11 protein-coding genes are annotated in these 15,328 nt (G+C 60.7%); 10 read left to right on the top strand and 1 reads right to left on the bottom strand.

Features of this window, described 5'->3' with window-relative positions; genetic code table 11:
- The first annotated feature begins 214 nt into the window (after positions 1–214).
- The 8 genes from lptF to pdxJ all read left to right on the top strand — a co-directional run bounded on the left by lptF (position 215) and on the right by pdxJ (position 8,789).
- On the top strand, positions 215–1,336 hold the full coding sequence (lptF, locus tag AC07N4_RS09755; RefSeq protein ID WP_096819209.1) for an LPS export ABC transporter permease LptF: 1,122 nt from the start codon (positions 215–217) through the stop codon (positions 1,334–1,336).
- Positions 1,329–2,390 carry an LPS export ABC transporter permease LptG gene (gene lptG, locus AC07N4_RS09750; RefSeq protein WP_096819211.1) on the top strand — a complete coding sequence of 354 codons (1,062 nt, stop codon included), beginning with the start codon at positions 1,329–1,331 and terminating at the stop codon, positions 2,388–2,390. The genes lptF and lptG overlap by 8 nt, the downstream gene beginning before the upstream one ends.
- Positions 2,391–2,562: 172 nt before the next feature.
- The gene (lepA, locus tag AC07N4_RS09745) at positions 2,563–4,359 is read left to right on the top strand and encodes a translation elongation factor 4 (protein ID WP_085608162.1); all 1,797 of its coding nucleotides are present in this window, start codon (positions 2,563–2,565) and stop codon (positions 4,357–4,359) included.
- Between the two features lie 9 nt (positions 4,360–4,368).
- Entirely contained in the window at positions 4,369–5,223 is an 855-nt protein-coding gene (gene lepB, locus AC07N4_RS09740; protein WP_096819213.1) for a signal peptidase I, read from the top strand.
- A 182-nt stretch (positions 5,224–5,405) separates the two neighbouring features.
- A complete protein-coding gene (rnc, locus tag AC07N4_RS09735) occupies positions 5,406–6,095 on the top strand; it encodes a ribonuclease III (protein ID WP_096819215.1) in 690 nt (229 codons plus the stop codon).
- Positions 6,088–6,990 carry a GTPase Era gene (gene era, locus AC07N4_RS09730; RefSeq protein WP_003221935.1) on the top strand — a complete coding sequence of 301 codons (903 nt, stop codon included), beginning with the start codon at positions 6,088–6,090 and terminating at the stop codon, positions 6,988–6,990. Before rnc ends, era begins: the two co-directional genes overlap by 8 nt.
- 163 nt (positions 6,991–7,153) lie before the next feature.
- Complete coding sequence (gene recO / locus AC07N4_RS09725) at positions 7,154–7,840, top strand: DNA repair protein RecO (protein ID WP_085729730.1); 687 nt, start codon at positions 7,154–7,156, stop codon at positions 7,838–7,840.
- Between the two features lie 205 nt (positions 7,841–8,045).
- Entirely contained in the window at positions 8,046–8,789 is a 744-nt protein-coding gene (gene pdxJ / locus AC07N4_RS09720) for a pyridoxine 5'-phosphate synthase (protein ID WP_007957371.1), read from the top strand.
- Between the two features lie 43 nt (positions 8,790–8,832).
- Here pdxJ and mltF read toward each other — a convergent pair whose 3' ends face one another.
- A complete protein-coding gene (gene mltF, locus AC07N4_RS09715; protein ID WP_096819217.1) occupies positions 8,833–10,293 on the bottom strand; it encodes a membrane-bound lytic murein transglycosylase MltF in 1,461 nt (486 codons plus the stop codon).
- A gap of 285 nt (positions 10,294–10,578) precedes the next feature.
- Here mltF and purL point away from each other — a divergent pair, with 285 nt between their 5' ends.
- Positions 10,579–14,475, top strand: a complete 3,897-nt coding sequence (gene purL / locus AC07N4_RS09710; RefSeq protein ID WP_493065321.1) for a phosphoribosylformylglycinamidine synthase — start codon at positions 10,579–10,581, stop codon at positions 14,473–14,475.
- A gap of 5 nt (positions 14,476–14,480) precedes the next feature.
- A complete protein-coding gene (locus AC07N4_RS09705; protein ID WP_493065322.1) occupies positions 14,481–14,792 on the top strand; it encodes an NGG1p interacting factor NIF3 in 312 nt (103 codons plus the stop codon).
- Positions 14,793–15,328: the final 536 nt, after the last annotated feature.

Genomic DNA, 15,328 nt, shown 5'->3' with positions numbered 1-15,328 from the left:
GACAAGGGCCGCAGTTTGAACCTCGCTCCCTGCGCCTGACAACCCTCCTCGGAACGATCTTCAACCGATTGCACGCTTGCGTGAGTGTGCGCAGTGACAGGCGCGCTCAATCACAGGATAATGCCGCATCTTTTTTCGACGGCTCTGCCTGGCGGGCCTGTCGATACGTTTGCTTGTTTGGCCGCCTTAGCCTGACAACCCTGGAGTGTCTGGTTTGATCGTCTTCCGTTATCTGTCCCGCGAAGTCCTGTTGACCCTGAGTGCGGTGAGTGCCGTGCTGCTGGTCATCATCATGAGCGGTCGCTTCATCAAATACCTTGCCCAGGCCGCTGCGGGCCAGCTCGATCCGGGATCGCTGTTCCTGATCATGGGCTACCGTCTGCCGGGCTTCATGCAGTTGATCCTGCCGCTGGGCCTGTTCCTCGGGATCCTTCTGGCGTACGGCCGGCTGTATCTGGAAAGCGAAATGACCGTGCTGTCCGCCACTGGCATGAGCCAGCAGCGCCTGTTCCGCATGACCCTGTTCCCGGCCACGCTGGTGGCACTGGTGGTGGCATGGCTGAGCCTGAGTCTGGCCCCGCAAGGTGCCAACCAGTTCCAGCTGCTGCTGAACAAGCAGGACGCCCTGACCGAATTCGACACCCTTGAGCCGGGTCGCTTCCAGGCGTTGCGCGATGGCACGCGGGTGACCTACACCGAAAACCTGAGCGACGACCGGGTCAATCTGGGCAGCGTGTTCATCTCGCAGAAAAACCTCGGTGCCAACCAGGCGGATCGCGGGATTTCCGTGCTGGTGGCCGAGAAAGGCCGGCAGGAAGTCCGTCCTGATGGCAACCGTTACCTGATCCTGCACAACGGCTACCGCTACGACGGCAGTCCGGGACTGGCCAACTACCGCGCTATCCACTACGAAACCTACGGTGTTCTGCTGCCCAAGCCCGATGTCAGCGAGGAAGTCACCGACCGTGACGCCATGCCGACGTCGACCCTGATGGCCAGTGATGACATCCGCGCCAAGACCGAACTGCAATGGCGCCTGTCGCTGCCGCTGCTGGTATTTATCGTGACTCTGATGGCGGTGCCGCTGTCGCGGGTCAATCCGCGCCAGGGGCGCTTCCTCAAGTTGCTGCCGGCGATTCTTCTTTATATGGCTTACCTGACCATCCTGATTGCCGCTCGCGGCGCCCTCGAAAAAGGCAAGATCCCGGCGAGCCTGGGTCTGTGGTGGGTACACGGGATCTTCCTGGTCATCGGCATCGGCCTGCTGTACTGGGAACCGCTGCGCCTGAAAATGGCCAGCCGTCGCAGCGCTGCGCTGGAGGTGGCTCGTGGTTAAACTCGACCGCTACATCGGCAGCAGCGTGTTCATGGCGATCATCGCCGTGCTGGCGATCATCCTGGGACTGGCGACATTGTTTGCCTTCATCGACGAGATGAGCGACGTCAGCGATACCTACACTCTGGCTGATGTGCTGAGCTTTGTACTGCTGACCGCACCGCGCCGGCTCTATGACATGTTGCCGATGGCAGCACTGATCGGCTGTCTGATCGGCCTCGGCAGCCTGGCGAGCAGCAGTGAGCTGACGGTGATGCGTGCGGCGGGTGTGTCCATCGGGCGCATCGTCTGGGCGGTCATGAAGCCGATGCTGGTGCTGATGCTGGCCGGCGTGCTGATCGGCGAGTACGTTGCGCCGGCTACCGAGAGCATGGCTCAGGCCAATCGTTCGCTGGCTCAAGGCAGTGGCGACGCGCAAAGCGCCAAGCACGGTATGTGGCACCGTCAGGGTGAGGAATTCATCCATATCAACGCCGTGCAACCCGATGGCCTGTTGTATGGTGTGACCCGCTATCACTTCGACAAGGAACGCCACCTGCTGAGCTCGAGCTTCGCCAAGCGCGCCGAGTTCGATGGCACTCGCTGGCAGCTTACCGACGTGACCACCACGCTGTTCCATGAGCGCAGCACCGAAGTCGTCAACAAACCGACCGAAGACTGGGATGTGTCCATCAGCCCGCAACTGCTGAACACCGTGGTCATGGCGCCGGAAGCGCTGTCGATTACCGGGCTGTGGGGTTACATCCACTACCTGGCCGATCAAGGTCTGAGCAACGGCCGTTACTGGCTGGCCTTTTGGGTCAAGGTGTTGCAGCCGCTGGTGACTGCCGCGCTGGTGCTGATGGCGATCTCCTTCATTTTCGGCCCGCTGCGCTCGGTAACCCTCGGTCAGCGGGTGTTTACCGGTGTGCTGGTGGGGTTCACCTTCCGCATCGTCCAGGATCTGCTCGGTCCGTCCAGTCTGGTATTCGGCTTCTCGCCGCTGTTCGCAGTGCTGGTGCCGGCAGGCGTCTGTGCCCTGGCGGGTGTCTGGTTGCTGCGTCGAGCCGGTTGATGAACAAGGTTTCACCCTTGCTCCAGCCTTGAAAACGCCCCGGTCGCAAGACCGGGGCGTTTTTGCATGCAATCCGGGTGACAGGCGAACGTGACGCTTGCGCCGTGTATCAGGTACAATTCCCGGCTATTTTTCGGCGGGCCAAGCCTGCAGCCTTTTTGAGTGTTGATCCGTGAGTGATTTGAGTCATATCCGCAATTTCTCCATCATCGCCCACATTGACCATGGCAAGTCGACGCTGGCTGACCGTTTCATCCAGATGTGCGGTGGCCTGGCCGAGCGTGAAATGGAAGCCCAGGTACTGGATTCCATGGATCTGGAGCGCGAACGCGGGATCACCATCAAGGCCCACAGCGTTACCCTCTATTACAAAGCCAAAGACGGCGTCACCTACCAGCTGAACTTCATTGACACCCCGGGCCACGTCGACTTCACCTACGAAGTCAGCCGTTCCCTGGCCGCGTGTGAAGGTGCCTTGCTGGTGGTCGACGCGGGTCAGGGTGTTGAAGCCCAGTCCGTGGCCAACTGCTACACCGCCATCGAGCAGGGCCTCGAGGTCATGCCGGTACTGAACAAGATCGACCTGCCGCAGGCCGAGCCCGACCGCGTCAAGGACGAGATCGAGAAGATCATCGGCATCGACGCCACCGACGCTGTCACCTGCAGCGCCAAGACCGGCCTGGGTGTCGACGAAGTGCTCGAGCGTCTGGTCGCGACCATTCCTGCGCCGACCGGCAACATCGAAGATCCGCTGCAAGCGTTGATCATCGACTCCTGGTTCGACAACTACCTGGGCGTTGTCTCCCTGGTGCGCGTGCGTCATGGCCGCGTGAAGAAGGGCGACAAGATCCTGGTGAAATCCACCGGCAAGGTCCACCTGGTCGACAGCGTCGGTGTTTTCAACCCGAAACACACCGCCACCGCTGACCTGAAGGCCGGCGAAGTGGGCTTCATCATCGCCAGCATCAAGGACATTCACGGTGCACCGGTCGGTGACACCCTGACCTTGAGCTCGACGCCGGATGTTCCGGTACTGCCGGGTTTCAAACGCATTCAGCCACAGGTTTACGCCGGTCTGTTCCCGGTCAGCTCCGACGACTTCGAGGACTTCCGCGAAGCGCTGCAGAAACTGACCCTGAACGACTCGTCGCTGCAGTACACCCCGGAAAGCTCCGACGCCCTGGGCTTCGGCTTCCGTTGCGGCTTCCTCGGCATGCTGCACATGGAGATCATCCAGGAGCGCCTGGAGCGCGAATACGACCTGGACCTGATCACCACGGCACCGACCGTAATCTTCGAACTGGTGCTGAAAACCGGTGAAACGATTTACGTCGACAACCCGTCGAAGCTGCCGGACGTGTCCGCGATCGAAGACATGCGCGAGCCAATCGTGCGTGCCAACATCCTGGTACCGCAGGAGCACCTGGGCAACGTCATCACCCTGTGCATCGAAAAACGCGGTGTGCAGGTCGACATGCTGTTCCTCGGCAACCAGGTCCAGGTGACCTACGACCTGCCGATGAACGAAGTGGTCCTGGACTTCTTCGACCGTCTGAAATCCACCAGCCGCGGCTATGCTTCGCTGGATTACCATTTCGATCGTTACCAATCGGCTAATCTGGTGAAGCTGGACGTGCTGATCAACGGTGACAAGGTCGACGCCCTGGCGCTGATCGTGCACCGTGACAATTCGCACTTCAAAGGTCGCCAGTTGACCGAGAAGATGAAAGAACTGATTCCTCGTCAGATGTTCGACGTGGCCATCCAGGCTGCCATTGGCGGTCAGATCGTCGCCCGGACAACCGTCAAGGCGCTCAGAAAGAACGTATTGGCCAAATGCTACGGCGGTGACGTCAGCCGTAAGAAGAAACTGCTCGAGAAGCAAAAGGCCGGTAAGAAACGCATGAAGCAGGTCGGCAACGTGGAAATTCCACAAGAAGCCTTCCTTGCCGTGCTCAGGTTGGAATAGTCAGGTCCTATGTCACTAAATTTCCCGCTGTTGCTGGTTATCGCCGTGTTCGTCTGCGGCCTGTTGGCGTTGCTCGATCTGTTGATCCTGGCACCGCGTCGGCGCGCCGCCATCACTTCCTATCAGGGCAGCGTCAGCCAGCCTGACGTGGTGGTGGTCGAGAAGCTGAACAAGGAACCGCTGCTGGTCGAATACGGCAAGTCGTTCTTTCCGGTGCTGTTCATCGTGCTGGTGCTGCGTTCGTTCCTGGTGGAGCCGTTCCAGATTCCGTCCGGTTCGATGAAGCCGACCCTGGACGTTGGCGACTTCATTCTGGTGAACAAGTTTTCTTACGGGATCCGCCTGCCGGTGATCGACAAGAAAGTCATCGAAGTCGGTGATCCGCAACGCGGCGATGTGATGGTGTTCCGCTACCCGAGCGACCCGAACGTCAACTACATCAAGCGTGTGGTGGGTCTGCCGGGTGACACGGTGCGTTACACCGCCGACAAGCGTCTGTTCGTCAATGGCGAGTCGATTGCCGAGCAACTGGTCGGTTCCGAACCGGGCACCCTTGGCAGCGCTGAGCTCTACAAGGAAAAACTCGGCGCCGCCGAGCACCTGATCCGCAAGGAAATGAGCCGCTACCGCGCCACGCCGGACCATACCTGGACCGTGCCGGCCGGGCACTACTTCATGATGGGCGACAACCGCGACAACTCGAACGACAGTCGCTACTGGGATGATCCGAACATTCCCAAGGATCTGCTGGGCATGGTTCCCGACCAGAACATCGTCGGCAAGGCCTTCGCGGTCTGGATGAGCTGGCCGGAACCGAAACTCAGCCACCTGCCGAATTTCTCGCGGGTCGGCCTGATCAAGTAAACAATCACGGCGCTGTTGACCACAGCGCCGAATGCATTTCTGGCGTCGGCACAACCGGCTCCGGGGCATGAAGCCACGATATTCAGGACGTCATTTTTGAACACAGCGTTAATTGTCCCAGGCCTGCGCCGTATCCCGGCGATGGCAGTGGAATCCAGCCACGAACTCAGCGTGGGTAAACCGTGAGCGTTTCTCTAAGCCGTCTCGAGCGTCAGCTCGGTTACACCTTCAAGGACCAGGAACTGATGGTCCTGGCCCTCACGCACCGCAGCTTTGCCGGACGCAACAACGAGCGTCTGGAATTCCTCGGCGATGCGATCCTCAACTTCGTCGCCGGCGAGGCACTCTTCGACCGCTTCCCGCTGGCCCGCGAAGGCCAGTTGTCGCGTTTGCGTGCACGTCTGGTGAAAGGTGAGACCCTGGCGGTATTGGCCCGTGGTTTCGATCTGGGCGAATACCTGCGCCTGGGTTCCGGTGAGCTGAAAAGCGGTGGTTTCCGTCGCGAATCGATTCTGGCCGATGCCCTCGAAGCGCTGATCGGCGCGATCTACCTCGACGCCGGCATGGAAGTCGCCCGCGAGCGCGTTCTGGCCTGGCTGGCCGGCGAGTTCGAGGGTCTGACGCTGGTCGACACCAACAAGGATCCCAAGACCCGCCTGCAGGAATTCCTGCAATCGCGCGGTTGCGACCTGCCACGCTATGAAGTGGTGGATATCCAGGGTGAGCCGCACTGCCGTACGTTCTTCGTCGAGTGCGAAGTTGTCCTATTGAATGAAAAAAGCCGGGGTCAGGGCGTGAGCCGTCGCATTGCCGAACAGGTAGCGGCCGCCGCAGCACTGATTGCCCTGGGTGTGGAGAATGGCAATGACTGATACAAACGCAACTCGCTGTGGCTATGTTGCCATCGTCGGCCGTCCCAACGTGGGCAAGTCCACGCTGCTGAACCACATCCTCGGCCAGAAGCTCGCGATCACTTCGCGCAAGCCGCAGACCACTCGCCACAACATGCTCGGGATCAAGACCGAGGGCGACGTGCAGGCGATCTACGTCGACACCCCGGGTATGCACAAGGGTGGCGAAAAGGCCCTGAACCGTTACATGAACAAGACCGCTTCGGCGGCGTTGAAAGACGTCGACGTGGTGATCTTCGTGGTCGACCGCACCAAGTGGACCGAAGAAGACCAGATGGTGCTGGAGCGTGTGCAATACGTGACCGGCCCGCTGATCGTCGCGCTGAACAAGACCGACCGCATCGAGGACAAGGCCGAGCTGATGCCGCACCTGTCCTGGTTGCAGGAGCAGCTGCCGAATGCGCAGATCATTCCGATCTCGGCGCAGCACGGGCATAACCTCGATGCACTGGAAAAGGTCATCGCTGACCATCTGCCGGAGAACGATCACTTCTTCCCGGAAGACCAGATCACCGACCGCAGCAGCCGTTTCCTCGCCGCCGAACTGGTGCGCGAGAAAATCATGCGCCAGATGGGCGCCGAGCTGCCGTACCAGATCACCGTGGAAATCGAAGAGTTCAAGCAACAGGGCAAGACTCTGCACATCCACGCGCTGATCCTCGTCGAGCGTGACGGCCAGAAGAAAATCATCATTGGCGACAAGGGCGAGCGCATCAAGCGCATCGGCACCGAAGCGCGCAAGGACATGGAGCTGCTGTTCGACTCCAAGATCATGCTCAACCTGTGGGTGAAGGTTAAGGGCGGCTGGTCCGACGACGAACGTGCGCTGCGTTCGCTGGGTTACGGCGACCTGTAAAGCGTCTGGCATTACATCGATCCATTGTGGGAGCGAGCGTGCTCGCGAAGACGATGTAACATTCAGCATTGATGTTGATTGTTGCACCGCTTTCGCGAGCAAGCTCGCTCCCACATTGGTTTTGGGTGATGAGTAAAACCGCGTTTCCCTCAACGAGAAATCCATGTCTCAAACGCCTCCCGCCCAACCCGCCTACGTCCTGCACTCCCGCGCCTATCGCGAAACCAGCGCGTTGGTGGACTTCCTCACGCCGCAAGGTCGGCTGCGGGCGGTGTTGCGCAGCGCGCGGGGCAAGGCCGGGACGCTGGCGCGTCCGTTCGTGCCGCTGGAAGTGGAATTCCGTGGCAAGGGTGAGTTGAAGAATGTCGGGCGAATGGAAAGTGCCGGCAATGCGACGTGGATGGTCGGCGAGGCACTGTTCAGCGGCCTCTATCTCAACGAGTTGCTGATCCGCCTGCTGCCAGCCGAAGACCCGCACCCCGCGGTGTTCGATCATTACGCGGCCACCTTGCTGGCCTTGGCTGAAGGCCGGCCACTGGAACCGTTGCTGCGTTCCTTCGAATGGCGCCTGCTTGACGACCTCGGTTACGGCTTTTCCCTGAACACCGACATCAATGACGAACCCATCGCTCCGGACGGCCTCTATCGCTTGCAGGTGGATGCCGGACTTGAGCGGGTCTACCTGCTGCAACCCGGTCTGTTCAACGGCACCGAGCTGCTGGCCATGGCCGAAGCGGACTGGTCTGCGCCCGGCGCATTGTCCGCTGCCAAACGCTTGATGCGTCAGGCACTTGCAGTTCATCTTGGCGGTCGTCCCTTGGTCAGTCGCGAGCTGTTTCGCAAGCCCTAAGGGTCTGTTGACGTCTGGGCACGGCACGACGGGCGCTCACTGCGCCCAGGGCTGCGTTGCTCGGAACTCATTTGGGGAAACCAAACTTCGTTCCTCGCGCCTTGCCCTGTGCTCAGTGAGCATCCCGTCGCCGCCGCGCCCAGACGTCAACAGACCCTTCACCGTGTATGCTGTGCGCCGAATCTTTCCATTCAGGAGCGCATCCGTGACCACCAGCAATCGCATTCTTCTTGGCGTGAACATTGACCACGTCGCCACCCTGCGTCAGGCTCGGGGCACGCGCTATCCGGATCCGGTCAAGGCCGCGCTGGACGCGGAAGAGGCGGGCGCCGACGGCATCACCGTGCACCTGCGCGAGGACCGTCGCCACATTCAGGAGCGCGACGTACTGTTGCTCAAGGATGTGCTGCAAACCCGCATGAACTTCGAAATGGGCGTCACCGAAGAAATGATGGCGTTCGCCGAGCGCATCCGTCCGGCCCACATCTGTCTGGTGCCGGAGACGCGTCAGGAACTGACCACCGAAGGCGGTCTGGACGTGGCGGGGCAGGAAGAGCGCATCAGGGCAGCGGTGGAGCGTCTGTCGAAGATCGGCAGCGAAGTGTCGCTGTTCATCGACGCTGACGAGCGGCAGATCGCTGCCTCGAAACGAGTCGGCGCACCGGCCATCGAGCTGCACACCGGGCGCTACGCCGATGCCGAAACACCGACCGAAGTGGCTGAAGAGCTCAAGCGTGTGGCGGACGGCGTGGCATTCGGTCTGGCCCAGGGCCTGATCGTCAATGCCGGTCACGGTCTGCACTACCACAACGTTGAAGCTGTGGCGGCGATCAAGGGCATCAACGAACTGAACATTGGTCATGCGCTGGTGGCGCATGCGTTGTTCGTCGGCTTCAAGTCGGCAGTGTCGGAGATGAAGGCGCTGATCCTGGCGGCTGCAAAGGCCTAAGCATCAACACAGATCCTGTGGGAGCTCGCTCCCACAGTATTTATCAGAGCGGCGGGTTTTCCTGCGCCGGCTTGGATTTGTCGATCCCCGGCACATGCAGATTGCCTTCGGCGACCTGATCGCCCTCGAGTTGCGGCTGGGTCACCCAGGTCAGGATGTCGTAGTAGCGACGGATGTTGGCCACGAAATGCACCGGTTCGCCGCCACGGGCGTAGCCATAGCGGGTCTTGCTGTACCACTGCTTCTGCGACAGGCGCGGCAGCATCTTCTTCACATCCAGCCACTTGTCCGGGTTCAGGCCTTCCCGGGACGCCAGTTTGCGCGCGTCATCCAGGTGGCCGCTGCCAACGTTGTAGGCGGCCAGTGCAAACCACGTACGATCCGGCTCCTGGATCGAGTCGTCGAGTTGATCCTTCATGTAAGCCAGGTACTTCGCGCCGCCCATGATGCTCTGCTTCGGATCGAGGCGGTTGGACACGCCCATGGCCTGGGCGGTGTTCTGGGTCAGCATCATCAGGCCGCGCACGCCGGTCTTCGAGGTGACGGCCGGTTGCCACAGCGATTCCTGATAACCGATGGCCGCGAGCAGGCGCCAGTCGACTTTCTCTTTCTTGGCGTAAGTCTTGAAGTGCTGTTCGTATTTGGGCAACCGCTGCTGCAAATGCTGGGCGAAGGTGGTGGCGCCCATGTAGCCGAGGACGTCGACGTGGCCGTAGTAGCGGTCTTTCAGGCGTTGCAGGGTGCCGTTCTTCTGCACCTTGTCCAGATAACTGTTGATCTCGTTGAGCAGGCTGTTGTCTTCACCGGCGGCCACTGCCCAGCTCTGGCTGCGCGCATCGCCGAGGTCGAAGGCCACGCGGATGTTGGTGAAGTACACCTGGTTCATCGCCACTTCGTTGGAGTCGACCAGGGTCAGGTCGATCTGGCCTTCATCGACCATGCGCAGCAGGTCGACTACTTCAACGGCGTCGGATTCTTCGTATTCGATCCCGGGATATTTCTGTTTCAGCTCGGCGAGTTGCTCGGCGTGGGTGCTGCCCTTGAGCACCATGATCTTCTTGCCGACCAGTTCACTGGCGTCGGTCGGGCGGGACTGACCGTTGCGATAGATGATCTGCGGGGTGACTTCGAGATAGGCGTGGGAGAACCGAACCTGCTTCTTGCGCTGATCGCTGCTGACCAGGCCGGCGGCGGCCAGTACCGGACCGTTGGGTTTGCCGACCTGGTCGAACAGGTCGTCGAGGTTGTCGGCGGTCTCGATCTTCAGCTCCACCCCCAAATCGTCGGCGAAGCGCTTCACCAGCTCGTATTCGAAGCCGGTTTCGCCGCTGCGATCCTGAAAGTAGGTGGCGGGGCTGTTACGGGTGATCACCCGCAGCACACCATCCTCCTTTACGCGCTCGAGGGTGTTGGGTTTATCAACACAGCCACTGAGCATCAGGAAGAGTCCGGTTGCGATCAGCCATTTGGCGTACCGCGGACGCAAAGCCGTTGGGGAAAACATGTGCGCAGTATACGCAAAGGACAACGGGCGCCATATCTCGACAGTCGAGGGCTTGTCTGCTAGGGATCACAAAACCGCTCGAAACCCCGCAGGAATGGGCCCGAAAGGCATTTTGTGACAGAAAAAATAACCCGCGTTCCAACACCCGATAAATTTGACCTTCGAGGCAGGAACACCACTCGACATCCGGGTGCAACCGTGCGTAGCGTTTCGGGTGATGTTGAGGGCGGTTTAGGCTAGAATGCACGGCCTCAAAGCACACCCCTTCCCGAGGCTGTCCCGAAGATGTTGATCCTGCGCGGCGCTCCTGCCCTTTCTGCCTTTCGCCACAGCAAACTCCTTGAGCAACTGAGCCAGAAGGTTTCGGCTGTCAGTGGCTTGTATGCTGAATTCGCTCACTTCGCCGAAGTCACCGGCGTCCTGACCGGCGACGAACAGCAGGTGCTTGCGCGCCTTCTGAAGTACGGTCCAAGCGTTCCGGTTCAAGAGCCGACCGGTCGTCTGTTCCTGGTGTTGCCGCGTTTCGGCACCATCTCGCCATGGTCGAGCAAGGCCAGCGACATCGCCCGCAACTGCGGCCTGAGCAAGATCCAGCGCCTGGAGCGCGGCATCGCGTTCTACGTGGCCGGTCAGTTCAGCGAAGCCGAAGCACAGCAGATTGCCGATGTACTGCATGACCGCATGACGCAGATCGTTCTGGCCAACCTCGAGCAGGCCGCCGGTCTGTTCAGCCACGCCGAACCGAAGCCGCTGACCGCCATCGATATCCTCGGCGGTGGTCGCGCCGCGCTGGAAAAGGCCAACGTCGAGCTGGGCCTGGCCCTGGCCGAAGACGAGATCGATTACCTGGTCAACGCCTTCAACGGTCTCAAGCGCAACCCGCACGACATCGAACTGATGATGTTCGCCCAGGCCAACTCCGAGCACTGCCGCCACAAGATCTTCAACGCCAGTTGGGATATTGACGGCGAGAGCCAGGAAAAAAGCCTGTTCGGCATGATCAAGAACACCTATCAGATGCACAGCGAAGGCGTGCTGTCCGCTTATAAGGACAACGCTTCGGTGATCGTCGGCAACGTCGCCGGCCGCTTCTTCCCGGATCCGGAAACCCGCCAGTACGGCGCGGTGCAGGAGCCGGTGCACATCCTGATGAAGGTTGAAACCCACAACCACCCGACCGCGATCGCACCGTTCCCGGGCGCATCTACCGGTTCCGGTGGCGAGATCCGCGACGAAGGCGCGACCGGCCGTGGCGCCAAGCCGAAGGCCGGCCTGACCGGTTTCACCGTGTCGAACCTGCAGATCCCGGGCTTCGAACAGCCGTGGGAAGTACCGTACGGCAAGCCTGAGCGCATCGTTACCGCGCTGGACATCATGATCGAAGGCCCGCTGGGCGGCGCTGCGTTCAACAACGAATTCGGTCGTCCGGCCCTGACCGGTTACTTCCGTACCTTCGAACAATCGATCACCACCCCGCACGGTGACGAAGTTCGCGGTTACCACAAGCCGATCATGCTGGCTGGCGGCATGGGCAACATCCGTGAAGAGCACGTCAAGAAAGGCGAGATTCTGGTCGGCTCGAAGCTGATCGTTCTCGGCGGTCCGGCGATGCTGATCGGTCTGGGTGGCGGTGCAGCGTCCTCAATGGCGACCGGCACCAGCTCGGCGGATCTGGACTTCGCATCGGTTCAGCGCGAAAACCCTGAAATGGAACGTCGCTGCCAGGAAGTCATCGACCGTTGCTGGCAGCTGGGTGACAAGAACCCGATCAGCTTCATCCACGACGTGGGTGCGGGCGGTCTGTCCAACGCCTTCCCGGAACTGGTCAACGACGGCGACCGCGGTGGCCGTTTCGAACTGCGCAACATTCCAAACGACGAGCCGGGCATGGCCCCGCACGAAATCTGGTCCAACGAATCCCAGGAACGTTACGTTCTGGCAGTCGGCCCGGCCGACTTCGAGCGCTTCAAGGCCATCTGTGAACGTGAGCGTTGCCCGTTCGCCGTTGTCGGTGAAGCCACCGCCGAGCCTCAATTGACCGTGACCGACAGCCACTTCGGCAACAACCCGGTGGACATGCCACTGGAAGTGTTGCTGGGCAAGGCACCGCGCATGCACCGTTCGGTGGTTCGCGAAGCCGAGCTGGGCGATGACTTCGATCCGTCGAACCTCGACATCAGCGAAAGCATCGAATGCGTTCTGCACCACCCGGCTGTGGCGAGCAAAAGCTTCCTGATCACCATCGGCGACCGCACCATCACCGGCCTCGTGGCCCGTGACCAAATGGTCGGCCCATGGCAGGTTCCGGTGGCCGACGTGGCCGTCACCGCCACCAGTTTCGACGTCTACACCGGTGAAGCGATGGCAATGGGCGAGCGTACTCCGCTGGCGCTGCTGGACGCTCCGGCGTCGGGCCGCATGGCCATCGGTGAAACCCTGACCAACATTGCCGCCTCGCGCATCAACAAGCTCTCCGACATCAAACTGTCGGCGAACTGGATGTCCGCTGCCGGCCACCCGGGCGAAGACGCGCGTCTGTACGACACCGTGAAAGCGGTGGGTATGGAACTGTGCCCTGAGCTGGGCATCACCATCCCGGTGGGCAAGGACTCGATGTCCATGGCCACCCGCTGGAACGACAACGGCGAAGACAAGACCGTCACCTCGCCGATGTCCCTGATCGTGACCGGTTTCGCGCCAGTGGCTGACATCCGTCAGACCCTGACCCCGGAACTGCGCATGGACAAAGGCACCACCGATCTGATCCTGATCGACCTCGGTCGTGGCCAGAACCGCATGGGCGCCTCGATCCTCGCTCAGGTTCACGGCAAGCTCGGCAAGCAGGCTCCGGACGTCGACGACGCCGAAGACCTGAAAGCCTTCTTCGCAGTGATCCAGGGCCTCAACGCCGACGGTCACCTGCTGGCTTACCACGACCGTTCCGACGGTGGTCTGCTGACTTCCGTGGTGGAAATGGCCTTCGCCGGCCACTGCGGTCTGAGCCTGAACCTGGACAGCGTTGCCGAGAGCTCCGCTGAAATCGCCGCCATCCTGTTCAACGAAGAACTGGGTGCCGTGATCCAGGTTCGCCAGGACGCCACGCCGGACATCCTCGCGCAATTCAGCGCGGCCGGTCTGGGCGATTGCGTTTCGGTGATCGGTCAGCCGATCAACAACGGCCAGATCAACATCACCTTCAACGGTGACACCGTGTTCGAAGGTCAGCGTCGTCTGCTGCAACGTCAGTGGGCCGAGACCAGCTATCAGATCCAGCGTCTGCGCGACAACGCCGACTGCGCCCAGCAGGAATTCGACGTCCTGCTGGAAGAGGACAATCCGGGCCTGAGCGTCAAGCTGAGCTACGACGTCAACCAGGACATCGCCGCGCCTTACATCAAGAAAGGCATTCGCCCACAGGTTGCCGTGCTGCGTGAGCAGGGCGTCAACGGTCAGGTGGAAATGGCGGCGGCGTTCGACCGCGCCGGTTTCAACGCGATCGACGTGCACATGAGCGACATTCTGGCCGGCCGTGTCGACCTGAACGAGTTCAAAGGTCTGGTGGCCTGCGGTGGTTTCTCCTACGGCGACGTACTCGGCGCCGGTGAAGGCTGGGCCAAGTCCGCACTGTTCAACAGCCGTGCCCGCGATGCGTTCCAGGGCTTCTTCGAGCGTAACGACAGCTTCACCCTCGGCGTGTGCAACGGTTGCCAGATGATGTCCAACCTCCACGAACTGATCCCGGGCAGCGAGTTCTGGCCGCACTTCGTGCGCAACCGCTCCGAGCAGTTCGAAGCGCGCGTGGCGATGGTTCAGGTTCAGGAATCGAACTCGATCTTCCTGCAGGGCATGGCCGGTTCGCGCATGCCGATCGCCATCGCTCACGGTGAAGGTCATGCCGAATTCGAAAGCGAAGAGGCACTGCTCGAAGCCGATCTGTCCGGTTGCGTGGCGATGCGTTTCGTCGACAACCACGGCAAGGTCACCGAAGCCTACCCGGCCAACCCGAACGGTTCGCCGCGCGGGATCACCGGCCTCACCAGCCGCGACGGTCGCGTAACGATCATGATGCCGCACCCGGAGCGTGTGTTCCGCGCCGTGCAGAACTCGTGGCGTTCGGAAGAGTGGAACGAAGACGCTCCTTGGATGCGTATGTTCCGTAACGCTCGTGTGTGGGTGAACTAAGCGCTGTGTACAAGCTCGCGTTTTTTGTTCCCGACAGTCATGTCGAGGTGGTCAAGGACGCTGTATTCGCTGCCGGTGGCGGGCGGATTGGTGACTATGACCACTGTGCTTGGCAGGTGCTTGGTCTGGGCCAGTTTCGACCTCTGGATGGCAGTCAGCCGTTCATTGGTCAGGCGGGGCAGGTTGAGCGGGTCGAGGAGTGGAAGGTTGAGCTTGTTGTTGGCGATGAGTTGATTCGTGGGGTGGTGGGGGCTTTGAAGGCTAGCCATCCTTACGAGACGCCGGCTTATGAGGTTTGGCGGTTGGAGGATTTTTGATCTTCCTTGCCGTTTGAACAGAAAACCCGCTGAGAGTGATTTCAGCGGGTTTTTTGGTTTTTGGTTTTTGGGGTTTGAGATTGAGTGAATATCCGTTGCTTCGGGTGCTGCCGCTGACGGTTTCGCTCTTACAGCGACTCACTTTTGCAGACGCCCAAAAGTAAGCAAAACGCTGGGCCCCGGCGTACGGCCCCTCGCTGGGGCTCGGGGTTCCTTCGTTACGGGATTCATCCGGGGGCATCGCCTACGGTTTGCTTCGCTGCACCTCCTCTCGATGTGTTCGACTTCGTCGAACGGTCGCTGCGCTCCCACCCCCGGATAAATCCCTCCACTCAGCCTTCCGATGGGGCCGGCACGTCAAAAGCGGTACTCGAGCTAACGCTCATCGTTTTGAGTGGTGAGAAGCTGTTTTTTGGTGTTTTAAGATCTGAGTTCGCCTCGATATTCCAGGTCGGTGTAGTTCGTATAAACACTGCGATCAGTCCCCTCTCCCTCCGGGAGAGGGTTAGGGGGAGGGCTGGATTCGGAGTCCAATA

The organism is Pseudomonas sp. GW821-FHT09E04 (assembly GCF_059416185.1).
The sequence above is the reverse complement of the archived record's forward strand: the minus strand, read 5'-3'. Positions and strand labels throughout refer to the sequence as shown.

What these genes read in the sequence shown, in the direction of transcription:
- recO (WP_085729730.1), top strand. Translation starts at nt 7,154, where the DNA reads ATGTCTCAAACGCCTCCCGCCCAACCCGCCTACGTCCTGCACTCCCGC.
- lepB (WP_096819213.1), top strand. Translation starts at nt 4,369, where the DNA reads ATGTCACTAAATTTCCCGCTGTTGCTGGTTATCGCCGTGTTCGTCTGC.
- mltF (WP_096819217.1), bottom strand. Translation starts at nt 10,293, where the DNA reads ATGTTTTCCCCAACGGCTTTGCGTCCGCGGTACGCCAAATGGCTGATC.
- era (WP_003221935.1), top strand. Translation starts at nt 6,088, where the DNA reads ATGACTGATACAAACGCAACTCGCTGTGGCTATGTTGCCATCGTCGGC.
- purL (WP_493065321.1), top strand. Translation starts at nt 10,579, where the DNA reads ATGTTGATCCTGCGCGGCGCTCCTGCCCTTTCTGCCTTTCGCCACAGC.